The organism is Niveispirillum cyanobacteriorum (assembly GCF_002868735.1).
Lineage (GTDB): Bacteria > Pseudomonadota > Alphaproteobacteria > Azospirillales > Azospirillaceae > Niveispirillum > Niveispirillum cyanobacteriorum.
This window is the reverse complement of the sequence record NZ_CP025611.1, coordinates 1,558,091-1,580,537: the sequence shown is the minus strand read 5'-3', so window position 1 is coordinate 1,580,537 and position 22,447 is coordinate 1,558,091. Positions and strand designations below refer to the sequence as shown.

The window sequence follows — 22,447 nt, the reverse complement described above, 5'->3', positions numbered from 1 at the left end:
AGCACGAACGATGGCCGTGGAGGAATGATCATGCCGGCGCGTCTTTCACCTGTTGCCGCCCCCTATGATCCGCTGGTCGCGGCCCAGATTGAGCGGTTGCGGCCACCGGGCGCCCTGCCGCTTAGCCTGTTCACGACCTTGGCGCATAATCCGCGCGTGCTGTCTCGGCTGTTTGCGGGCGGGCTGCTGGATGCGGGGTCGGTCACGGTGCGGCAGCGGGAGTTGATGATCCTGCGCACCTGCGCCCAGGCGGGGGCCGATTATGAATGGGGGGTGCATGCGGCCCTGTTTGCCGGTGTGGCGGGGCTGAATGCCGATCAGGTGGCGGCGACGCGGCGGGATAATCCGCTGGGGCCGGACTGGTCAGAGGAGGACCTGTTGATCCTGGATACGGCGGATGCTCTGTATGCCCAGGGCGATCTGACGGACGGGCAGTGGGCGGCGCTGTCGGCGGGGTTTTCGGCGGAACAGGTGGTGGAACTGATCGCGCTGGCCGGATATTACCGGACCATCGCCCTGTTCTGCCGCACCTTGCGGCTGCCGATGGAGGGGTTTGCGGGCGGGATGCGTGAGGCGGCGGCGTAGGGGTTACTGCTCGGCATCGACGCTGGCATAGGCCTCCGCCGGGCGTTGGGGTGTGTAGTAATAGCCCGACTCCATCTTCTCCCGCTCCGCATTGGCGGCGATGCGGTCGATGACGGGCAGGGACCAGGCGGCGGCCAGAAGGCCGGTCCACAGGGCCACGACCATGACGCGATCCGCCACTTTTTTGCCGCTGACGACAGTTTTTGGGCTACTGGCTGTGACGCTGGACATTTTTGCCTCCATGACCTCCTGGTACGCCCAGGTGGTGCATCAACTATGCCAATCAATCTTTGCCGGCTTCTTAACAGGTCGGTGCCCGACCGGCGGCAAGGCTGTGACATTGTTGAGGCAGGGGGAGCATTGAGGGTTCTGACGTGCGAATTGTGATGATGGCGCTGGGCTCGCGTGGGGATGTGCAGCCCTTTGCGGCCCTGGGCGTGGCGCTGGCGGCGCGGGGGCACACGGTGCGGCTGCTGACCTATGGCAGCTTTGCCGATCTGGTGGCGGGCAGGGGCGTGACGCTGGTGCCCGTGGAGGGCGACATTCAGGCTGACCTGAAAGGGCCGGAAGCCACGGCCATGTTCGCGGAAGGGGCCAAGCCCCGCCTCGTGATGGCCGCCATGCGGGCCTTTGCCGAAAGAAATGGCGAGAGCTGGGCCCGCTGCCTTCTGGAGGAGGCGCGGACGGCGGACCTGCTGATCCCGGCGGGGGCCAGTGTGTTTATTGGCGCGTCGGTGGCAGAGGCGCTGAGCATCCCCTATGTCCATGCCTATCCGCAGCCGACCTTGCCGACCCGCGCCTTCCCCAGCGCCATGGTGCCGCCGCAGGGCAAGCGTCCGGGACTGGGCAACCTGTTGCAGAGTTGGACGATTTCCATCGTCTTCTGGCAGATTTTCCGCAAATCGGTGAACCGGGTGCGGCGCGAACTGCTGGGGTTGAAGCCCTATCCGGTCCAGGGGCCATACTGGCGCTGGCAGCGGGATGGTTTTCCCATGCTGATGGGATACAGCCCGGCACTGGTGCCCCGGCCCGATGACTGGCACCCGGCGGCGCAGGTGGTGGGTGCCTGGTTCCTGGACCACCCGGAATGGGTGATGCCAGATGACCTGTCGGCCTTTCTGGCGGCGGGTCCCGCGCCTGTCTATATCGGATTCGGCAGCATGATGCCGGGCGATCCGGCGCGAACCACCCGCATGATTGTGGAAGCGGTGCGCAGGGTGGGGTGTCGCGCCGTCCTGGCCGGCGGCTGGGGCGGGTTGAAGCCTTCAGGGCCCACGCCTGACATTTTCCCGCTGGAGGCTGCCCCGCATGACCGGCTGCTGCCGCATATGGCCGCCGTGGTGCATCATGGCGGGGCGGGGACCACGGCAGCGGGGGTGCGTGCGGGCGTGCCGGCGGTGATCGTACCGTTCCTGGCGGATCAGTTCTTCTGGGCCTGGCGGCTGGACGAACTGGGCGTGTGTGGCGGCATGCTGCGCCACCGCGACCTGGATGCCGATCAACTGGCGGCGGCCATCCGCCGTTGCCTGGAGGATCAGGGCATGCGGGGACGCGCGGCCGCGCTGGGTGCCACGGTGCGGGCCGAGGATGGGCTGGGTGCGGCGGTGCGGGTGATTGAGGTGGTGGCCACCGCCCGCTGAAAGAAAAATGGGCCGCCCGGTGAGGGGCGGCCCGAAGTGGGGTGACAAGAAGAGAGAGAACCGTCGCAATCCCCACCCGTGCCGGCGGGGACGAAACGGGTCCGCCGGCCGCTACGCCAGCGGTTTGAAATACCGACAAGTCGGCATTTCAAACTTCGGCGGCATGGGCCGCCGCCGCGCCAGTCGGCGCGGATATCACCGGCCATGCAGGATGGCCGGTGATATTACTTGGCCGGACAGACGGCGTTGCCCGGATCGGCGTCCAGCTTCGCGTCGGTGACCGTCAGGCCCAGCCGACCCTCGGTGCTGATCACCACGGGTGCTTCGATACTCGCCATCTGCGCACCGGCAGCGGCGAAACATTTCAGGGAAATCTTGGTGGTCTGGAAGGTGCCCGGCTTGGCATCGGTCAGGATCTTGGTCAGGTCCAGATCGGCGCGGCAATTGGGGCCGCAGACCATGGAGACATGGGCCTTGCCCGTCGGCGCCTGATCCACGCGATAACGCAAGGACAGGGTAACGTCGCCGTTCGACTGCCGTGACAGATCGACAGCGCGACCGGAGATGATGAAGGCGCCACGACCGGTGCCGTTCCAGGTCAGCTGCTTGGCATCTTCCTGGGCGGCCACGTCCACCGACTTCAGGTCCACGACCTTGCCCGGACTGGTGCCCGTGGTGGTGGTGACGCGCAGGTCGCCCACCTGATCGGCGATGGCCAGCGACCAGGGGGCGGGGGCGCCACCCCGGCGGAAGAACACGCCGGTGGAGGAGCCGGAACCGGCAGGCACGCCGCTATTCTCCGACAGCGGGGCCACATCGCCCTTGTCCTTGTAAGTCAGGCCATAGCCATAGGCGAATTGCGGATCGTAATTGGCATCGCCACGGTTCAGCGGCGTCTGCACCGCATTCTTGGGCCAGGAGAAGGACAGCTTGCCGTTGAAGTCATACTTCACCTTGCCGTCCGCACCCTTGAACAGCACGTCGGCAACGCCATTGCCCTCGGTCCCTGGCAGCCAGGCGGCGACGAACGCGTCGGACGCATTGATCTCCGGGTTCACCCACATGGGGCGGCCCGACAGGAAGACGGCGACAGTGGGGATACCCTGGGCCTTCAGCTTCTTCAGCAAGGCCAGATCGGACTTGTCGCCCGGCTGGAATTCCAGCGTCTCCACATCGCCCTGGAATTCGGCATAAGGTTCCTCCCCGAACACCACGATGGCGACATCGGGCTTGTCCTTGAAGGCGCCGGCCTTGTCGTAGGCGACGGACCCGCCACCGGCGGCGACAGCTTCCTTGATGCCGTCCAGGATGCTGGTGGCGCCGGGGAACTCGTCATTGCGGTTGCCGGTCCCCTGCCAGGAGATGGTCCAGCCGCCCGCCTGCTTGCCGATATTGTCGGCGCCGTCACCAGCGACCAGGACCTTGGCCTTGGGCGACAGGGGCAGGACGCCGCCCTGGTTCTTCAGCAGCACCAGCGACTTGCGCACGGCCTCCCGTCCGACGGCGCGGTTTTCAGCGCTGCCCAGGGTGGAAATGGCGGGAACGTCCTTGCGATCCTTGGGTGCCGGCTTGTCGAACAGGCCGGCATGGAACTTCACGCGCAGGATGCGGCGCACAGCGTCATCCAGGCGGGCCATGGGGATGGTCCCGTCCTTCACCTGCGCCAGCGTGTTCTTATAGAGCAGTTCCCAGCTATCGGAGGCCATGTACATGTCCAGACCCGCGATCAGCGAGGTCGGGCAATTATACTTGGTGCAGCCCGGTACCTGATCATGGGCGTTCCAGTCGCCCACGATGAAGCCGTTGAAGCCCATGCGGCCCTTCAGCACGTCGGTCATCAACTGCTTGTTGCCGTGATGCTTGATACCCTGCCAGGAGCTGAACGAGGTCATGATGGTCAGCACGCCGGCATCGATGGCGGGCGGGTAGCCGGCATTGTGCAGGCGGACCAGTTCTTCCTCGGTGATCTTGGCGTCGCCCTGGTCACGGCCACCATCGGTGCCGCCATCGGCCAGGAAATGCTTCGCCGTCGCCACCGTGCGGCCCGGCTTCATGAAATCCTTGGAGCCGATGACGCCCTGGATGCCTTCCACGACAGCGCCGGCATAGGCGGCCACAATCTCCGGGTCTTCGGAGAAGCCCTCATAGGAGCGGCCCCAGCGGTCATCGCGGACCACGGAAAGGGCAGGGGCGAAGGTCCAGTCGATACCGGTAGCGGCCATTTCGCGGGCCGTCACCTCACCCGTGCGGCGCAGCAGATCGCGGTCGCGCGTGGCGCCAAGGGCGATGTTGTGCGGGAAGATGGTGGCCGCACCGATATTGCCGTGGCCGTGAACCGCATCAACGCCGAAAATCACGGGAATTTGCACGCGACCGGGCTTCTTTTCCATGGAAACCCGGTAGAATTCATCCGCCAGATCCAGCCAGGCCTGTGCCGAGGCGCGGTCATCACCGCCGGGACCGGAATTGCCACCCGCCAGGATCGAACCCAGCGGATATTTGCGCAGGTCGGCGGGCTTGATCGTGGAAATGTCGCCCTGAATCGTCTGGCCAACCTTCTCTTCCACGCTCATCTGCGCCATCAGCGCATCGATCTTCTTCTCGATCGCGGGGTCGATCAGGCGCTGGGCCTTCGCAGCGGGCCATTTTTCGGGATGCAGGGTCTGTGCCGGGGACGCCGTGCCATCGGCGGAAAAGGCCACATTGGCCGACAGGCCGCCCACCAGAGCCAGGGCGCTGACAAGACCAAGGGCGCGGGCCAGCCGCGTGTTTCGCTTCGACGTCACTTGCATCCTCCCAATCTGCTTTCGTTCGTTGTCGCCACGGGCTTTTTCTGCCCTGTGACGAGACTTATCCTGACATCGTTGTCAGATGGAATGACACCAACATGGCGGGCTGTCAACGCCCAAGTCTCAGAATTTCCCCGAACCCTCGGGCCAAAGACCCTGCGAGGGGCAGAAGCGACCTGCCGGTGTCTCTGTCAACGCTGTCAGATTTGATGTCCATAAGTCATTCGGCCTTTCGTTCTGATGGGCCGCATGGTTACCGCTACCATGATTCTACCATCCTCCGCAAAGCTTTACGCGGTGCGGGGGGTGACTGGCAGGGAATTTTTTGTATCGGCAATTGGCAGCGATGTCAATTGACATCCTGGCGGATTTCCAGGGGCTTTGTTTCGCTGCACCTGCGAAAATAACCCATATTTTCCGCCAATTTCCTGTAGATTTTAGGTGCGGTAACATCCCCGTCAATTTCATGACAGCGTTATCAAACACTATTGACTGCGCTGTCAATATTCTCCAAGGTGTGGTCCGGGCGATGAACCACACCAAGAAGGCTTGTCCGCCCGATGCCGAGGGGGAGGAAACTGACATGGGCCCGGTTGCGGCGCAGGTCATGGGTTCTCATTAAATAAAGCAAAATGCCTTATTTGGGCTAAATCCTTACGGGAGGTAAAAAATGTCAGTCAAGTCTAAGCCCGGATTCTATCTGGGTTCTGTTGCCGCTATCGCGCTGGCGACCGCCATGCCGGCCATGGCGCAGCAGGCGCCGGCCCCGTCGGCCCCGGCCGCCGAAGGCACGCTGGAAGAGATCATCGTTACCGGCTTCCGCGCATCGCTGGCCAATGCGCTGCAGACCAAGCGCAATTCCAACGAGATCATTGAGTCCATCACCGCCGAGGATATGGGCAAGTTCCCGGACCAGAACATTGCGGAAAGCCTGCAGCGCCTGTCGGGTGTGCAGATCGACCGTGACAATGGCCAGGGCACCAAGGTCCGCATCCGTGGTCTGGACCAGAATGTCACGCTGCTGAACGACGAGATTTTCCTGACCGGTCTGGAAATCTTCACCCTGGGTGAAGGCCAGACCCGTAACAATGACAGCCTGGAAGGCGTGCCGTCGGAACTGCTGGGCGGTGTGGATGTCTACAAGTCGCCGAACGCTAAGCTGCTGGAAGGCGGTCTGGGCGGTACGGTGAACCTGAAGACCCGCAACCCCCTGGTTCTGGACCCCGGTTACACCATCGCGGGTAACGTGCGTGGGGCCAAGTCGTCGGGTGCCGATGGTGGTTGGAAGCCGCTGGGCGCCGTGGCACTGGGCTACAATTGGGACGACAAGGCAGCCTTCATCGCCACCCTGTCCTATGACAAGCAGAACAGCCAGACGGACGTTCTGGGCGGTCAGAACCGCGGCAACTGGCGCTTCGCCGACCGTGGCGATAAGGCGACCGTTACCAAGAACTACTACGCGCCGGAATATCGCTACGCCACCGACCGTGAACAGACCCGCGAGCGTATTGGCGGATCGCTGGCCGGTGCCGTGCAACTGTCCGACGCTGTGGAAGTGTCGGGCGAGTGGTTCCATTCCGAACTGGACATCCTGACGTCCGAAGCGTCGGTGAAGTTCCCGTTCGCCATTGAAAGCCCCGGCCTGGATACGACCAAGCCCTACACGATTGACGAGAATGGCGTGCTGATCAACGGCACCCTGATCGCCAATTCGGCGGAAGCCATCTCCTATGTCCAGAATTCCAAGATCGACAGCGATAATTTCGGCCTGAAGCTGAAATATGATGATGGCGGCAATTTCCGCGGCTCTCTGCGTGGTGCCTATGCCAAGGCCGATCTGTTCTCTGACAGCGCTAACAATGACGTCCGTTATACGCAGTACAGCGTGCCGACGGCCGATCCGACCAGCCCGACCGGCTTCAGCCACAAGCCGGCCAACCCGGCGGCCCCGGCCAATTACCGTTTCAATTACAGCAATGGTAACGGCACGCTGCCGTCGATGACGCTGGCCACCACGCCGGACCTCTACACCAACCCGGCCTATGGCTATTTCAAGTCGCACTGGGTGTTCGGTGATCGTGCCGATCTGGAGAATTATTCGGTCCGCGCCGACGGCGAATATGATCCCGAATTCATCCCCGCCGGCAACGTGACCCTGTCCACGGGTTATCGCTATGCCTCGCGCGATGTCGATTATCAGCGTGGCCGTTATCTGGCCAACCTGTCGGGCCGTGGCGAACTGGACGGCACCAAGTTCGGCCAGAAATGGACGCCGTATGGCTATTTTATGGATGGCGCCATCGGCTTCAAGTCCTGCGAACTGCCCGCTGGTACGCCGGGTATCCCCAACCGCTGTAACAACCGTTTCGGCAATTCCGCGCCGGTCCTGACCCCGTTCCAGACCTTCACCGGTTCGTCGGGCCGGGTGGAGACGATCAACAATTTCTTCTCCTCCGGCAACATGGTCGGCGGCAAGATCCTGGTCCAGGATCGCAGCCAGATGAAGAATGGGGCGGAATGGATCCAGTCGCTGTATCCGACCCTGCCGTTCGCCTTCTATGAGGAGCCGCTGGAAAGCTTCCGCGTGAAGGAGAGCACCCATTCCGGTTACCTGATGGCCGATATCGGCGATCCGGGCGAGGGCTATCACATCAATGTCGGCGCCCGCCTGATCCACACCAACCTCACCGTCTATCAGAACCGCGCCACCGATCCGGACCCGGTCTATCTGGGTACCGACAGCTGGAACGGTGTTCTGCGTGACAGCGAGACCATTGCCAATGAGCGCTCCTACACGGACATCCTGCCCAGCCTGAACATGGTCTTCGACCTGGATGAAGGCCAGAAGGTGCGCTTCGCCGCCTCGCGCGTTGTGGCCCGCCAGAACCTGTTCGATCTGGGCCGTGGTTTCCGCGTCGACTTCACCCGCAACCCGACCACCAACCTGTTTGAAGCCACCAACGGTTCCGCTGGTAACCCGGATCTGGACCCGTTCCGCGCCTCGCAGTTTGACCTGGGCTACGAATATTATTTCGGCAGCCAGGGTCTGGTATCCGCCGTCGGCTTCTGGAAGGAAGTGGACAGCTTCATCGGCAGCGAAACCAAGCCCGAATTCGTCATGGATCAGGCCGGTGGGCGTAATACCCCCATCGCCCGCCCGGTCAATGGCGAGGGTGGCCGCATCAAGGGCTTTGAGCTGGCTGCCCAGTATGCCTTTGATTTCGGCGCCGGTTTCAACGTGAACTATACGTTCTCCGACAGCAAGTCGCCGATCCTGAATGATTTCGACAAGGGTCTGCCCATCCCCGGCGTGGCCAAGCACGCTTTCAATGGTCAGGTCTATTACGAGTATGAGGGTCTGGAGGCGCGCGTCTCCTACACCTGGCGTAACAAGTCGTTCGCGGGCAATTTCGGCTTCTCGGACGGTGCTACCACCCGTACGCTGGGTATCTGGAACCGGTCCTATGGTCAGTTGGATGCCCAGATCGGCTATCAGGTCACCGACCAGATCGGCCTGACCCTGGAAGCGATCAACCTGACCAAGGAAGACCAGAGCCAGTATTTGCAGTTCGGTAACCTGCCCTTCACCTACAGCTCCGGCTCGCAGCGCATCATGGCGGGCGTCCGGTTCAAGCTGGGTGGCGGTGAATAAGTCAGTGTAGAGTGACTATTGCCCCTCGCCCATCACACGGGCGAGGGGCGTTTGACAATTTATTCAAGAACAAGGCGCCGATAACAGGCGCCAGTGGGGAGGAAACGACCATGGCGGGCAATCTTCCGGGCAGCATCCTGATTGTCGGGGGTGGTACGGCCGGATGGATGGCCGCTGCCGCCCTGGCCCGTGCCGTCGGGCGCCATACGCGCATCCAGTTGGTGGAAAGCAGCGCCATCGGCACTGTCGGGGTGGGTGAGGCGACCATCCCCGCCATTCGCGGCTTCAACCATATGCTGGGCCTGGATGAGGCGGATTTCCTGCGCCACACCCAGGGCACCTATAAGCTGGGCATTGAATTTCGTGACTGGACCCGGCTGAACCATTCCTATTTCCATCCGTTCGGGGTGCATGGCGCCAGTCTGGATGCCAATTACACGCATCAGTACTGGCTGCGCCTGAACGCGATGGGCGAGGGTGGGCGGCTGGAGGATTACTCGCTCTGTACCATTATGGCGGAACAGGGCCGCTATATGGCGCCCGTCACCGATCCGCGCAACATCATGTCGGTGGTCGGTTCCGCCTATCATTTCGATGCCAGCCTCTATGCCGACTATCTGCGCCGCTATGCCGAACGGCTGGGCGTTATCCGCCTGGACCGCAAGGTGGTGGATGTGGCGCTGCGCGGGGAGGACGGGTTTGTCGAGGCGGTGATCTGTGATGGCGGGGAGCGGCTGGCAGCGGATTTCTTCATCGACTGCACCGGCTTCACGGGACTGCTGATCGAAAAGGCGCTGAAGGCCGGGTATGAGGATTGGACGCACTGGCTGCCCTGTGACCGGGCCTGGGCGGTACCATCATCGGGCGATGGGCGCATTACGCCCTTCACCCGCTCCACCGCGCGGGAAGCCGGGTGGCAATGGCGCATCCCGCTGCGCCACCGGGTGGGCAACGGCCATGTCTTCAGCAGCGCCCATGTCAGCGAGGAGCAAGCGCGTGAGGTGCTGCTGGCCAATATTGACGGGCAGGCGCTGGCCGAACCGAAGCTGCTGCGCTTTGTTACCGGACGGCGTAAGCAGGCCTGGGTGAAGAACTGCCTGTCGCTGGGTCTGGCGTCGGGGTTCCTGGAGCCGCTGGAAAGCACGTCGATCCACCTGATCCAGACGGGCATCACCAAGCTGCTGGATTTCTTCCCCGGTCGCCAGATTGATGGGGCGGAGGTGCGTGAATATAACGCCCTGGCGCAGGGGGAGTTCGAGGCAGTGCGCGACTTCCTGATCCTGCACTATCATGTGACGGAACGGTCGGACAGCAGCTTCTGGAACCATTGCCGGACCATGGACATCCCCGACAGCCTGAAAAGCCGGATTGAGCTTTTCCGCCGGCGGGGGCGGGTATCGACGCGGGCCCGCGCCCTGTTCACCGATACAAGCTGGATCGCGGTGATGATCGGGCAGGGGATCATGCCGGAAACCTATGACCCGCTGGTCGATCTGCACCCGTTGCCGGCGGTGCGGGAGCGGATGGCAACGATGCGGGCGCGCATCCGGCAGGCGGCGGACAGCATGCCCACGCATGAGGCGTTCCTGGGCAAGCAAGCGGCGGCGTGAGGGTTACAACCAGCCCCGCCGCTTGAAATACAGGAACGGCACGATCACCGAGATGATCATCAGGGCGATGGCCAGCGGATAGCCATAGGGCCAGTCCAGTTCCGGCATGAAATGGAAGTTCATGCCATAGATGCTGGCCACCAGGGTCGGCGGCAGGAACACCACCGCCGCGACCGAGAAAATCTTCACGATGTTGTTCTGCTCAATCCCCACCACACCCAGCAGCGCATCCAGCTGAAACGCGATGTTGGAGGAGAGGAAGGCGGTGTAATCGGCCAGCGACTGTGCATCCTGGCTCAGCGTCTTCAGGCGCGCCCGCAGGGTTTTTTCGTTGGCCAGTTCGCGCACCGTGCCGGTAAAGGCGATGATGCGGGTCAGCGTGACCAGGCTTTCGCGCGCCTTGGCCGTCAGGTCGTGGGCGCGGGCGATGCGTTTCAGCAGCAGATGCTGCTGATCGGAATTCAGATGGCCCTGATGCCCCTCGATCAGCAGTTCGCGGGCCACCGCCGTCACGTCGCGGCCCGCCCCCTCCAGCACGTCGGCGATCCGGTCCAGGATGGCATCCAGCAGCGCCAGGAAACTGGAGATGCCGTTATCCAGCCGCACACCCTGCTTCGTCACCTGATTGTGGAAGCCATAGAAGGGCTTGGGGTCGTCAAAGCGCAGGGTGATCAGGGTATCGCCCGTCAGGACGAAGGTGATATCCATGGTTTCCGGCACGGGTGCATCGGCGCGGCACAGGACCGTGGCGGTCATGAAGGCGCCGCCCGCCTCGCGATAAACGCGGCTGGACAGCTCAATCTCCCGCATCTCTTCGCGCGTCGGAAGCTCGATCCCGAAGGTCTGTTCCACCAGTTGCCGGTCGGCGGTGCTGGGGGCGTTGAGGTCGATCCAGCAGGCCTGTCGCAAGGCTTCCACCGACGGCACACCGTCCAGCGGTTCGTTTCGACCCTCGATCATGCGGTAGGCGCGTATCATCGGCCTTCTCCCCCGCGTCATGTGCTGCTGACACCTCGCCTTTACCCGTTCCGGCGGCGCGGGGGAAGCGATGTTTCGCCGCAGGGCAGCAGAAACCGGGACTGGCGTGGCGACGCGGTTCCGGGTACATGCTTTGCTTTATGAATCCGCTGCTGAAACTCGCCCTCGAAGCAGGTCCCCTGGCCCTGTTCTTCGTCATCAACACCCGTTACGGCCTGATGGCCGGCACGGGCGTCTTCATGGTCGCTACCACGGTGGCGCTGACCGTCAACTGGCTGCTGGAACGCCGCCTGCCGGTGATGCCGCTGGTGGGGTGCTTCTTCGTGCTGGTCTTTGGCGGACTGACGCTGTGGCTGAATGATGAGCTGTTCATTAAGATCAAGCCGACGGTGGTCAATCTGCTGCTATCCGCCACTTTGTTCGTGGGGATGGCGTTAAAGCGCAACCTGTTGAAGGTGGTGCTGGGGGCAGCCCTGGACCTGACGGATGAAGGCTGGCGTATCCTGACCGTCCGCTGGGCCTGGTTCTTCCTGTTGCTGGCCGTGCTGAACGAGATTGTGTGGCGCAATTTTGGCACGGAAATGTGGGTGAATTTCAAGGTCTTCGGCATCATGCCGCTGTCCTTGATCTTCTCCATGGCCCAGATCCCGGTGATCATGAAGCATCAGCGGGCCGAAGATGGCGGGGACGCCGCCGCATCGTGACCGATCATCGCACCTATTTCGACGATCTGGCCGTGGGCGAGGTGCAGCGGTCACGCACCCTGACCGTCGACCGCGACGCGATGCTGGACTATGCGCGCCGCTATGATCCCTGGGATTTCCATGTGGATGAGGCGGCGGCGGCGCAGACGCATTTCGGCGGCCTGATCGCCAGCGGCGGCTATACGATCTCGCTTTCCTATATCCTGGGTCATGAAACGATGGCCAAGGAAGGCAAACCCTGGGCCTTTCTGGGCGGGTTTGACTGGATGCTGAAATTCCAGAAGCCGGTCAGGGCGGGGGACGCGTTGACCCTGACCGACACGATCCTGGAGCTTACCCCGTCGCGCAAAGGCGGGCGGGGCATCGTGAAGTTCCGCCGGGAGATGTGGAACCAGGCGGGCGAGGTCGTGCTGTCGATTGATATTGTGGGGCTGGTGGCGGCGCGGGCGTGACGCCCTATACGCCCGCATAGGCTGCGTTTTGTCAGGCCGCTTGTTAACCTTGATGCAACGCAGCAATCAAGGACACAGACCATGGACCGCGCCCGCGCCGCCCTGACCGCTTTTCGTGCCAACCCGGACACGCTGGACGATCTTTATCGCGCCATCTGTCAGGATATTGTGGAGCATGTCGGGTCCAGCCGCGCCTCCATCTGGCTGTTCAATGGCGTGAAGGACGCCATCACCAGCCAGTGCCTGTTCGACAGCCGCGACGGTACCTTCAGCAGCGGAGTCACCCTGTCGGAAGACGATTTCCCGCAATATTTCGACGCCATCAAGCGCGACCTGAAGATCGTGGCACCGGATGCCGAGCATCACCCCGCCACCTCCTGCTTCGACGAGATCTATTTCACGCCGCTGGATATCCGTTCCCTGCTGGATTTCGTGATCCTGGAGGGAACCAGCCCGGTGGCCGTGCTGTGCTGTGAACATTGCGGCGTGATCAAGGACTGGACCGAGGCGGATGTGAAGTATCTGCACCAGATGTCGGCGGTGCTGGGCATGACGTTCAAGGTGCGGGCCAAGGCGGGGTGACCGGCACCATCGCGTTACAATTCCGCAGTGCCGCATGCTTTCCATTTCGCAATGAATTCAATTCGTAACGCCGGGGTAACGTGGCTTGCGCCCTTACCGGCGACGCTTCCATGATCCCCCGGTTTCGATCCAACGGGGGGATTTTTCATGTCGCGTCTGGTCCGTGCATCCGCGTTCGCCTTTCTGGGCCTGTCCGCCGGCGGGCTGCTGGGAGCCTGTTCCATCAATGTTAATGATGGGGAGTATGAGCATGGCAAGTACCATGCGCCCCGCACCGCCACCGATATCTGCCGGCGGGAAGTAGACCGGTCGTTCGGCGACCGCTACCGCATCGCCTTCGACCTGCCGGAACTGTCGACCAATGGCAATGTCCAGACGGTGCAGCAGCCCTTCACCATGGCCAGCCGCAAGGACGCATTCGAGGCACCGCAGCGCCGGACCCTGCGCTGCACCATCACGGACGGCGTGCTGACGCAGGCTGTGCCGAACTGAACTAAGTGAATGAAAAAGGCCGCCGGGAGTGATCCCGGCGGCCTTCATTCTTTCCAACCATCCGTGCAGCGTTATGCGGCGCGGGCGGCCATCAGCTTCTTGATTTCGGCGATGGCCTTGGCGGGGTTCAGACCCTTGGGGCAGGTCTGGGTGCAGTTCATGATCGTGTGGCAGCGATAGAGGCGGAAGGGGTCTTCCAGCGCGTCCAAACGCTCACCCGTCATTTCATCGCGGCTGTCGGCGATGAAGCGATAGGCCTGCAACAGCACCGCCGGACCCAGATAGCGGTCGCCATTCCACCAGTAGCTGGGGCACGACGTCGTGCAGCAGAAGCACAGAATGCATTCGTAGAGACCGTCCAGCTTTTCCCGCTCTTCCGGGCTTTGCAGCCGTTCGCGCGAGGGGGCGGTGCTCTGCGTCTGCAGCCAGGGCTTGATGGAAGCCAACTGCGCGTAGTTCTGGTTCAGGTCGGGGACAAGGTCCTTCACTACCGGCTGATGCGGCAGCGGGTAGATCTTGACGTCGCCCTTCACCTCGTCAATCGGCTTCAGGCAGGCCAGCGTGTTGCGCCCGTCGATATTCATCGCACAGGAGCCGCAGATGCCCTCACGGCAGGAACGGCGGAAGGTGAGCGTGCTGTCCACATCGTTCTTGATGTGAATCAGCGCGTCCAGAACCATCGGACCGCACTTGTCCAGGTCGATCTCGTACTTGTCCTCACGCGGGTTTTCGCCCGAGTCAGGGTCATAACGATAGATGCGGAAGGTGCGGGTGCGCTTGGCATCCGCAGAAGCCGACTTGACGGTCTTGCCGGGCACGACCTTCGAGTTGGCGGGCAGGGAGAATTCAGCCATGGATGAAGCCCTCTCAGATCGTGACTTAGTAGACGCGCTTCTTCGGCGGGAACACTTCCACCTCGTTCGTCAGGGTGTAGAGATGAACCGGGCGGTAATCGATGGTCGACTTGCCCGTCTCATCCACCCAGACGGTGGTGTGCTTCATCCAATTCTCGTCGTCACGCTCGCTATAATCCTCACGCGCATGGGCGCCACGGGATTCCTTGCGGTTGGCACCGGAATTGATGGTGGCGACGGCCTGGTACATCAGATTGTCCAGTTCCAGCGCTTCCACCAGATCGCTGTTCCAGATCATCGAGGTGTCGCTGACCTGCACATCGGGGCGCTTGGCCCAGACCTGCTTCATCAGCTCCACGCCTTCGTCCAGCACCTCACCAGTGCGGAACACGGCGCAGTTATTCTGCATGATCTTCTGCATCTCCAGACGCAGATGGGCAACGCGGGTGCCGCCCTTGGCAAAGCGGGCCTTGTCCAGACGGGCCAGCGCCTTATCGGTGCTGTCGTTGGAGATGGTCTTGTGCGGGGCGCCCTTCTGCACGATCTCGGCGGCGCGGATGGCGGCAGAGCGGCCAAACACCACGAGGTCGAGCAGCGAGTTGGAACCCAGGCGGTTGGCGCCATGCACCGACACGCAGGCCGCCTCACCAATCGCCATCAGGCCGGGAACGACCTGATCGGGATTGTCGGCGGTGGGACGGATGACCTCGCCACGATAGTTCGTGGGGATGCCGCCCATATTGTAGTGAACGGTCGGCAGAACCGGGATCGGCTCCTTCGTCACGTCCACGCCGGCAAACACGCGCGCGCTCTCGGCAATGCCGGGCAGGCGGGCATGGATGACTTCCGGGGCCAGATGTTCCAGATGCAGGTGGATATGATCCTTGTTGGGACCGACACCGCGCCCTTCACGGATTTCGATGGTCATCGACCGGCTGACCACGTCGCGCGAGGCCAGGTCCTTGGCGGACGGGGCGTAACGCTCCATGAAGCGCTCACCCGCACTGTTGGTCAGGTACCCGCCTTCGCCGCGCGCACCCTCGGTGATCAGACAGCCGGAGCCGTAGATACCGGTCGGGTGGAACTGCACGAACTCCATATCCTGGAGCGGCAGGCCGGCGCGCAGCACCATGCCGCCACCGTCGCCGGTGCAGGTATGGGCCGAGGTGGCGGAGAAATAGGCGCGGCCATAGCCGCCGGTGGCCAGAACCGTCTGGTGACCACGGAAGCGATGGATGGTGCCATCGTCCAGGTTCCAGGCCAGCACGCCCCGGCACACGCCTTCCTCGTCCATCAGCAGGTCGAGGGCGAAATACTCGATAAAGAACTCGGCATGGTGGCGCAGGCTCTGCTGATACAGCGTATGCAGCATGGCGTGGCCGGTACGGTCAGCTGCCGCACAGGTGCGGTAAGCCTGACCCTTGCCATATTCGGTGGTCATGCCACCGAAGGCGCGCTGGTAGATCTTGCCTTCAGCGGTGCGCGAGAAGGGCACACCCTGATGTTCCAGCTCGATGATGGCGGGGATGGCTTCGCGCACCATGTATTCGATGGCGTCCTGGTCGCCCAGCCAGTCCGACCCCTTGACGGTGTCGTACATGTGGTAGCGCCAGTCGTCATCGCCCATGTTGCCAAGGGCCGCCGAGATGCCGCCCTGCGCCGCCACAGTGTGGCTGCGGGTGGGGAACACCTTGGTGATACAGGCGGTCTTCAGCCCCTTTTCGGCCATGCCGAAGGTGGCGCGCAGGCCGGCGCCGCCGGCGCCGACGACAACCACGTCATATTCGTGGTCGATGATCTTGTAAGCGGTCGCCATGATGTCAGGCTCCGAAAGCGATCTTCAGGACGGCAAAAGCGCCGGCGAGGAACAGGGCCAGGGCCACCAGTTTGGTGGCGCCGATGGCGAAAACCTTCGCCAGCTTGCCGTGGATATAGTCCTCGTAGACTTCCTGCATACCGTATGCGGCATGATGAAACAGGAAGCCCAGGAACAGGACGGTCAGGATGACCGGGCACGGATGCTTGAAGGTGGCGACCACCTGCTCATACGGCGCGCCGATCAGGCTGATCACCAGGATGATGAACAGGATCGTCAGCACCGCGAGTGCGGCGGAAGCGATGCGGTAGCCCAGCCAGGCCTGTGCGCCCGTCTTGGCGGAACCCAGACCGCGAGCGCGGCCGATGGGCGTGCGGAAGCTGTTGGTATCGTTGGCCATCATGTCCCCCGTCAGACCGCGAACGCCACGACCCAGGTCACCACGGTCGCCACGACGGCGCCGCCGATGACCAGCTTGGCGCTGGAATAGCTTTGTTCCAGGGTCAGCATCTTCGCGCCATCCCAGATCAGGTGGCGCAGGCCGTTCAGCAGATGGTACCAGAGGGCCGCCGTCCAGCCGAACATCAGCAACAAGCCGATGGGCGAGGCGATGAAGCCGCTTGCCGTGGCGTACGCTTCCGGACCTGCGGCGGCGGCGACGAGCCACCAGACCAGCAGCAGCGTACCAACGGTCAGCCCTACGCCGGTGATGCGGTGGGCAATCGATGTCAGGGCCGGCAAAGGCAGCCGGTAGACCTGCAGGTGAGGGGACAAGGGCCGTTGCCGCTTGGCCGCAGGCGTGTCGGTCATTTCTCTTTCGTCCTTGGTGCTGGCCGGGGTTTGCCCACGCCCTCCCCCCGCCAAGGGAGCTGACGTCCGGTGGCGGGACCACCGGCGGTTTATGAGACAAAGAAATCGCCGAAGTGACTTACGCCTAACCCCCCGTCTCGTCAACGCTTCGGCAGTGCAGTATTCGTGGTGTCCGCCCCCCGACCTTGGCATGGCCTGCCTGTTTTTCAGCATGGCAGCATGTTGATCGACCGTTTTCGCCCGAAGGACGTCATTTCATGCTGTCGCCCGATCGCATTAGCGATATCGCCCTTTTGGAAGATTTGTCGATGACGGCATGGCCGGCACCGCGCCGCATCATCCATAAGGGCTGGGCGCTGTACTTCGCGGCAGGGCATACGGGGCGCGCCAATTCCGCCAATGCAATGGTGCCGATGAGCGCCATTGACGATGACACCATCGACATGGTGGAGGCGGAATATCGCCGCCAAGGACTGCCCCCGCAATTCCGACTGACACCCCTGTCACCGCCCGATCTGGCTGCCCAGCTGGCGGAGCGGGGTTACGGTATCGCCAGCCAGAGTCGGGTGCTGTTCCGTCCGCTGGAGGACATCAGCGCGGCGGCGCCGGATGCCGCAGTGCGGGTACAGGACCGGTTGGATCAGGCCTGGATGGATGCCTATCGCCGCATGGTCCCGGTGCCTGAGGCGGAGATGCCGGCCCTGCTGTCCATCCTGAACGGCATCGCCGCCCGCCCACGCTTTGCGATGCTGTGGCAGGATGGGGAGCCGGTTGCGGCCTGCCTTTGCGTGCTGGATCGCGGATGGGCCGGATTTTACAAGGTCGCCTGCCGCCCGGACCGGCGCGGGCAGGGTCTGCCGCGCCGTCTGATGGCCGACATGCTGGCCCGCGCCGTGGGGGAGGGGGCGGTTGGTGCCTATCTCCAGGTCGGGGATGCCAATGTGCCAGCCCTGGCGCTGTACGCGCGGCTGGGGTTCCAGCACCTCTATGACTATGCCTATGCGAAGCTGGGGTGAGGCGAGCTGACTCTGCATGAAATGCAGGCCTCCTGTAGGCGGCTCGACTAAAAGTCATATGCATTTAATGCAAAGCCGATTGCGTTAACGCAAAGTTAATGTTACTTTCCTCCCGTCTCATGACAAGGCGGTCGTTTAGCACATCCACAGAATGTGAATGTGATCCGCTTTTCTTTATCCGCACGGCACTCAAGCAGCAAAGCCGCCTCTGGTCTTTGCCGTTGGAAAGGAACAACCATGTCTGTTGCAACCTCAGCCGCTTCCGCGGCCGCTCCCGCTTTGCCTAATCCTCTGCCGCCGCCGAACTGTACGGCCTATCTGACAAATGGCTTTGATCCGCTGAAATCGTCGTTTCTGACGCAGCCGATCTTTCAACTGACCTACGCCAATGGTGCCCAGGGCCAGTTCAATGGCGTCACCTGTTCCATCCCCGACGGGGTGGTTTTTCTGGAGCGCACGCAGTTCGGTTACAGTAATTCCGAACATTTCATGAGAACCGTATCCGATTTCAAATATTCATTCTCTGTGTCGGTGTCGGCAGGGTTGGATGGTCAGAAATATTCCGGCAGCTTTTCCAGCAGCCTGACCTATGGTGCCAGCTTTTTCAGCGACGTGACCAAGGAGTATTTCCTGACCTTCGCCACCCAGCAATGTTACAGCGTCCGGCGGGATTGCAGCGCGGCACAGGCATCGCTGACGCCTGGCTTCACCGCCGATCTGGCGGCACTGCCGGCCACAATCGGGTCCAGCAGCGATTATCAGGCCTATGCTGGTTTTTTCCAGAAGTACGGGACTTACTTCCTGGTTTCCGGCGTCTTTGGTGGGTTCATGGCCAAGGCCACCACCATCTCCAAAAGCGTCGTCAAGACCGCCGACCATATGAAACTTCAGGCCGCGATCTCCGGCTCGTTCGAGACGGAGATCGGCAAGGTCACGGGCAGTGCCAGCACCAGCTACAACGAAAGCCAATGGCTGGACCAGTATCAGAACGACATGTCATCCACCACCAGCGCGGTTGGCGGCACCTATCAGCCGGACAAGCCGGCGGCGTTCTTCCCCTCCTGCTATGATAATCCCGTGCTGCTGCTGGGCCTGGGCACGGCCGGGCTGTCACCGGTGATCCTGCCCTTGTCGGCGCTGATCACCGGGCCGGATGCCACCGCCAAGGCCGCGACGATGGACGCCGCCGCGCGGGTTTATCTGAATACGCCGCATATCAGCACGCCCGACCCTGTCGCGGCATCGACATTGAACCAGTATGATGTGGACACGATCCTCGTGGCCTATACCAACTATGCCGTGAATGGTGCGCGTGGCTACACCACCGGCTCTGTTGGTCCGGCGGATGGCATGGCGGTGCCCTGCGCCTATGCCTCCGGCCATCTTTATGACCAGGACCAGCGCTATGCCAACACGGCCAGTCTGGCGCTGCCGGTGCAGAAAGGGTTGCGGGCGGAACTGGCGCAGACCACGACCTTCGGCACCGCGCCGGAGAGCCTGTTCCAGCGCTTCGCCCTGGGCCAGGCGGATGGCGGGGGCGCTGTTCTGGGCGCGTCCAGCAGCCTGACAATATCTGCCGGCACCCCCTTGACCCAGACGGCGGCCAGCGATGGTTTCTTGCTGGTATCACTGCTCCGTGGCGGCAGTGGTGCGCGCGGTTCCGCCGCCGTCACGGTTGGCAGCGTGCTGCGGGGGGCGGCCTCCATCCATTATTATCCCGGCGACGATGTGCATTACCCGCAGGAAAGCGTGCTGGTTCCCATCTGCAATGGCGAAACCTTCACGGTGACCTGCGACACCACCTTCGGCGACGTCACCTATGCGGCGCAATGGACGCCTCTGTCGGGAGTGCTTTCCTTCCAGCCGGCGCAGCAGATGCTGGCCTATGGCCAGACGCAGCCCAGCCAGTTGCCCCTGACCGTGCAGAATGTGCAGACCGACGGGTTCCTCATCCTGCTGATTGATGGAAGGTCATGCGATCAGACCATCGGATTCGGAGCGATCGAGATGGGGCCAGCGGGCACGGCGCTGGGGACGGATGCGACCATGGCGGCTGCGTCGATCAATTTCTATCCCGGTGCCAATACCTGGCTTGGGTGCAACAGCGCCGTTCTGCCCGTGCCGAAGGGATGGTCGTATAATGTGACCTTCAACTACGTCTTCGCGCAGCCATCGGTCGCCCTGTGCTGGGTGCCGCTGGTTAACCCGACCGACCCGACGCAATGGGCCGGGAACTGAGTAGCATGAAAGGGCCTGTCACCCTGTCTTTCCGCGAAGGGCAGGATGACAGGCCCCTCAGTCATGCCGCGCCTGGGCGAAGGTGGCACCTTCAAGGTCGGCCCCGTCCAGTTTGGCCCCGCGCAGGTCAGCACCGGTAAAGTCCGTGCCCCGTGCGATGGCCCCCCGCAGGTCAGCATTCCGTAGGTCAGCCCCCTGAAACCGTGCACCGGACAGGCGGGTGGGCCAGCGGCGGTCAGGCATGTCGGCGCTGACCAGCGGTGTCAGGTTGGCCCCCTGCAAGAAGGCCCCGCCCAGATGGGCGCGTTCCAGATTGGCGCCGCGCAGATCAGCGCTGCCCATCTGGGTATCGCGCATGTCAGTGCATTCCAGGTCGGCCATCACCATACAGGCGTTGGTCCATAGGGACCGGCGGGCCAGCGCATAGGGCAGCTTCGCCGCCGTGACATTGCGGCCGCGCATGTCCAGGCCCATCAGGTCGCGGCCGCTGAAATCAGCGCGCTTGCCGCTGCGCCCCGCCGTCACCACCCAATCGGCATGGGCGGCCAGCAGCACCTCTATCGGTTCCGCCCCGTCCATGGTGCCGGGCAGCAGCGCGCCCGTGCGCTTCAGGTCGTTCATCGCATGGGGGTCCAGAATGGCGCCCCGGAAATTCGCCCCTTCGGCCAGCGCATCGCGCAGGATGGCGTCGGTCAGGACGGCGCCGGCGAAATCCGCCTCCTGCAATTGTGCGCCCTGAAGATTGGCGCCGTCCAGCATGGCGCCCTTGAAATTGGCCCCACGCAGATCGGCGCCGCGCAGATCGACATGGCGCAGATTGGCATCGGTGAAATCGGCCTTCAGCGTAATGGCCCCGTTCATCTTGGAACCGGAGAAGTCGGCATTGTTGGCGATGACGGCGGCCAGATTGGGGATGCGCCCGTCAAAGGCCTGGGGCAGCGGCTTGCCGCCGCGATAGACAGCCAGAACCGCCTCTCGCACATCGGTGTCGCGCAGCTTGGCCTTGGTCAGATCTGCGCCGCGCATGGTGATGCCGCGCATGTCGGCCTTGGACAGGTCCGCCTGCTGCAAATTCGCCAGCCGCAGGTCGGCAGCGAACAGGTTCGCCCCCGTCAGCCGCGTCTTCACCATCTGCGCCTGATCGAAGCGCGACCCGGTCAGTTCCGCGCTGCGCAGGTCCATATTGGACAGGTTAACGCCGCGCAGATCACACAGCACGAAAATGGCACGCTGGCCGCCGATGCGGCCCTCCATCAGCTTGACGTGGCGGCGCAGGGCTTCCAGCAGCTCCTCTGTCGAGGGGCGTCGCCATGTCGGTTCCGCCGGTTGTGCCGCTTCCGCCGTCAAGCCTGCGCTGCCTTCCCTATCGCTGGTATGGGATGGGCTTAGAAAGCCCTGTCGCACTATGCCAGAGGTTTTCCGGCTTGCACACCAAAGTATGAGCGCAAAAGGATCATATCCACAGCTTTTCGTTTTGCTTCGCAGTCGCAAAACAGCGTTGTCAATTTTGCGCCATCAGTCGCCTCCGGGCCAAGGGTCATCATGGTGACCCTTGGTTTTAGCTGACGAATTTGCGGGCGTTGGCCACCATGGTAGAATACATGGTGCGGATGAAGTCCGTGGGTCGCAAGCGGCCCAGCGGGATGTTCTCTGACGCGTAGGTGACCAGTTCCTCCGGCGGTTTCACCGGCACCACCTCCAGCCCGGATTTGCGCAGGGCATCGACCACCGATTTCGCCTGCTTCATGTAATCCTCATTGAAGAAGGACTTGTCGGCGTCCTTGATGGACTGGGCGATGATCTCCTGAATGGACGGCACGCGCGCGTTCCTTGGGGCTGGTTCGGAAAAGGTCAGTGGGAATTAACCATCAATCCCGGCCCGGCGCAATTCCGGCCCCAACCGACCCGCCACAAACAGAAAGAACATCCGGTAATCGGCAATCAGCGACCAGAGCGGATAGGTGAAGGTGGCGGGCTTGTTATGCTCCACCAGCGCGTGGGACAGCCAGGCAAAGAAATAGCCCGACAGAGGCATGCCGATCAGCCAGAGCGGGTCCATGGTGGCGCCGAATGTCGCCAGGAAACCCAGCGCAATGGCGCTGCCGACATAGTGGAACCCGCGCGTCACCTTCTTGGAATGTTCGCGCAGATAGAAGGGCCAGAAGGCCTCGAACGTCTGGTATTCACGCTGTGCCATGGGTGCAATCCTCCCGCCACATGGGCGCTTAG

Annotated in this window: 21 protein-coding genes; 11 read left to right on the top strand and 10 right to left on the bottom strand. The window is 62.7% G+C overall.

The genetic code is table 11. From position 1 onward, the window contains the following. The first annotated feature begins 30 nt into the window (after nucleotides 1–30). Nucleotides 31–585: a carboxymuconolactone decarboxylase family protein gene (locus C0V82_RS07135; RefSeq protein ID WP_158659786.1), complete on the top strand. Its 555-nt coding sequence runs from the start codon at nucleotides 31–33 to the stop codon at nucleotides 583–585. A gap of 3 nt (nucleotides 586–588) precedes the next feature. Here the strand turns inward: C0V82_RS07135 and C0V82_RS07130 are convergent, their stop codons facing one another. Then, nucleotides 589–816 (bottom strand): hypothetical protein, encoded by a 228-nt coding sequence (locus C0V82_RS07130; RefSeq protein WP_102113301.1) that lies wholly within the window; start codon nucleotides 814–816, stop codon nucleotides 589–591. 143 nt (nucleotides 817–959) lie between these two features. Between C0V82_RS07130 and C0V82_RS07125 the strand changes: the two genes are divergently transcribed. Next, the gene (locus C0V82_RS07125; RefSeq protein ID WP_158659785.1) at nucleotides 960–2,225 is read left to right on the top strand and encodes a glycosyltransferase; all 1,266 of its coding nucleotides are present in this window, start codon (nucleotides 960–962) and stop codon (nucleotides 2,223–2,225) included. 224 nt (nucleotides 2,226–2,449) lie between these two features. Here C0V82_RS07125 and C0V82_RS07120 read toward each other — a convergent pair whose 3' ends face one another. Further along, nucleotides 2,450–5,011: a glycoside hydrolase family 3 protein gene (locus C0V82_RS07120; RefSeq protein ID WP_199772483.1), complete on the bottom strand. Its 2,562-nt coding sequence runs from the start codon at nucleotides 5,009–5,011 to the stop codon at nucleotides 2,450–2,452. A 349-nt stretch (nucleotides 5,012–5,360) separates the two neighbouring features. Here C0V82_RS07120 and C0V82_RS07115 point away from each other — a divergent pair, with 349 nt between their 5' ends. From C0V82_RS07115 to C0V82_RS07105, 3 genes are all read left to right on the top strand, one after another. After that, complete coding sequence (locus tag C0V82_RS07115; protein ID WP_102111726.1) at nucleotides 5,361–5,636, top strand: hypothetical protein; 276 nt, start codon at nucleotides 5,361–5,363, stop codon at nucleotides 5,634–5,636. Between the two features lie 48 nt (nucleotides 5,637–5,684). Next, nucleotides 5,685–8,666 (top strand): TonB-dependent receptor, encoded by a 2,982-nt coding sequence (locus C0V82_RS07110; protein WP_102111725.1) that lies wholly within the window; start codon nucleotides 5,685–5,687, stop codon nucleotides 8,664–8,666. Between the two features lie 110 nt (nucleotides 8,667–8,776). Further along, nucleotides 8,777–10,276: a tryptophan halogenase family protein gene (locus C0V82_RS07105; RefSeq protein ID WP_102111724.1), complete on the top strand. Its 1,500-nt coding sequence runs from the start codon at nucleotides 8,777–8,779 to the stop codon at nucleotides 10,274–10,276. A gap of 3 nt (nucleotides 10,277–10,279) precedes the next feature. On the opposite strand, the gene C0V82_RS07100 is transcribed toward C0V82_RS07105, so the two are convergent. Beyond that, nucleotides 10,280–11,254, bottom strand: coding sequence for a magnesium transporter CorA family protein (locus C0V82_RS07100; protein ID WP_158659784.1), 975 nt, complete (start codon nucleotides 11,252–11,254; stop codon nucleotides 10,280–10,282). Between the two features lie 128 nt (nucleotides 11,255–11,382). Between C0V82_RS07100 and C0V82_RS07095 the strand changes: the two genes are divergently transcribed. The 4 genes from C0V82_RS07095 (at nucleotide 11,383) to C0V82_RS07080 (ending at nucleotide 13,484) form a co-directional block, all read left to right on the top strand. Next, on the top strand, nucleotides 11,383–11,958 hold the full coding sequence (locus tag C0V82_RS07095; protein WP_370466025.1) for a septation protein A: 576 nt from the start codon (nucleotides 11,383–11,385) through the stop codon (nucleotides 11,956–11,958). Further along, nucleotides 11,955–12,410, top strand: coding sequence for a MaoC/PaaZ C-terminal domain-containing protein (locus C0V82_RS07090; RefSeq protein ID WP_158659783.1), 456 nt, complete (start codon nucleotides 11,955–11,957; stop codon nucleotides 12,408–12,410). Before C0V82_RS07095 ends, C0V82_RS07090 begins: the two co-directional genes overlap by 4 nt. 81 nt (nucleotides 12,411–12,491) lie before the next feature. Further along, entirely contained in the window at nucleotides 12,492–12,992 is a 501-nt protein-coding gene (locus C0V82_RS07085) for a GAF domain-containing protein (protein WP_102111720.1), read from the top strand. Between the two features lie 147 nt (nucleotides 12,993–13,139). Beyond that, nucleotides 13,140–13,484, top strand: a complete 345-nt coding sequence (locus tag C0V82_RS07080) for a hypothetical protein (RefSeq protein ID WP_102111719.1) — start codon at nucleotides 13,140–13,142, stop codon at nucleotides 13,482–13,484. A gap of 71 nt (nucleotides 13,485–13,555) precedes the next feature. On the opposite strand, the gene C0V82_RS07075 is transcribed toward C0V82_RS07080, so the two are convergent. Genes C0V82_RS07075 through sdhC form a run of 4 tightly spaced genes read right to left on the bottom strand, consistent with a single transcriptional unit; the run spans nucleotide 13,556 to nucleotide 16,964 of the window. Next, nucleotides 13,556–14,338, bottom strand: a complete 783-nt coding sequence (locus C0V82_RS07075; protein ID WP_054167015.1) for a succinate dehydrogenase iron-sulfur subunit — start codon at nucleotides 14,336–14,338, stop codon at nucleotides 13,556–13,558. 25 nt (nucleotides 14,339–14,363) lie between these two features. Next, nucleotides 14,364–16,154 (bottom strand): succinate dehydrogenase flavoprotein subunit, encoded by a 1,791-nt coding sequence (gene sdhA, locus C0V82_RS07070; RefSeq protein WP_102111718.1) that lies wholly within the window; start codon nucleotides 16,152–16,154, stop codon nucleotides 14,364–14,366. Between the two features lie 4 nt (nucleotides 16,155–16,158). Beyond that, nucleotides 16,159–16,557 carry a succinate dehydrogenase, hydrophobic membrane anchor protein gene (gene sdhD / locus C0V82_RS07065; RefSeq protein WP_199772482.1) on the bottom strand — a complete coding sequence of 133 codons (399 nt, stop codon included), beginning with the start codon at nucleotides 16,555–16,557 and terminating at the stop codon, nucleotides 16,159–16,161. A gap of 8 nt (nucleotides 16,558–16,565) precedes the next feature. Continuing rightward, on the bottom strand, nucleotides 16,566–16,964 hold the full coding sequence (gene sdhC, locus C0V82_RS07060; protein ID WP_102111717.1) for a succinate dehydrogenase, cytochrome b556 subunit: 399 nt from the start codon (nucleotides 16,962–16,964) through the stop codon (nucleotides 16,566–16,568). Between the two features lie 257 nt (nucleotides 16,965–17,221). Here sdhC and C0V82_RS07055 point away from each other — a divergent pair, with 257 nt between their 5' ends. Continuing rightward, nucleotides 17,222–17,980: a GNAT family N-acetyltransferase gene (locus C0V82_RS07055; RefSeq protein WP_102111716.1), complete on the top strand. Its 759-nt coding sequence runs from the start codon at nucleotides 17,222–17,224 to the stop codon at nucleotides 17,978–17,980. 237 nt (nucleotides 17,981–18,217) lie between these two features. Then, nucleotides 18,218–20,218 (top strand): MAC/perforin domain-containing protein, encoded by a 2,001-nt coding sequence (locus tag C0V82_RS07050; RefSeq protein WP_102111715.1) that lies wholly within the window; start codon nucleotides 18,218–18,220, stop codon nucleotides 20,216–20,218. 57 nt (nucleotides 20,219–20,275) lie between these two features. Here C0V82_RS07050 and C0V82_RS07045 read toward each other — a convergent pair whose 3' ends face one another. From C0V82_RS07045 to C0V82_RS07035, 3 genes are all read right to left on the bottom strand, one after another. Further along, complete coding sequence (locus tag C0V82_RS07045) at nucleotides 20,276–21,565, bottom strand: pentapeptide repeat-containing protein (protein WP_102111714.1); 1,290 nt, start codon at nucleotides 21,563–21,565, stop codon at nucleotides 20,276–20,278. Between the two features lie 211 nt (nucleotides 21,566–21,776). Then, entirely contained in the window at nucleotides 21,777–22,037 is a 261-nt protein-coding gene (locus tag C0V82_RS07040; RefSeq protein WP_054167021.1) for a hypothetical protein, read from the bottom strand. A gap of 42 nt (nucleotides 22,038–22,079) precedes the next feature. Further along, nucleotides 22,080–22,415, bottom strand: a complete 336-nt coding sequence (locus C0V82_RS07035; protein ID WP_102111713.1) for an Mpo1-like protein — start codon at nucleotides 22,413–22,415, stop codon at nucleotides 22,080–22,082. Nucleotides 22,416–22,447: the final 32 nt, after the last annotated feature.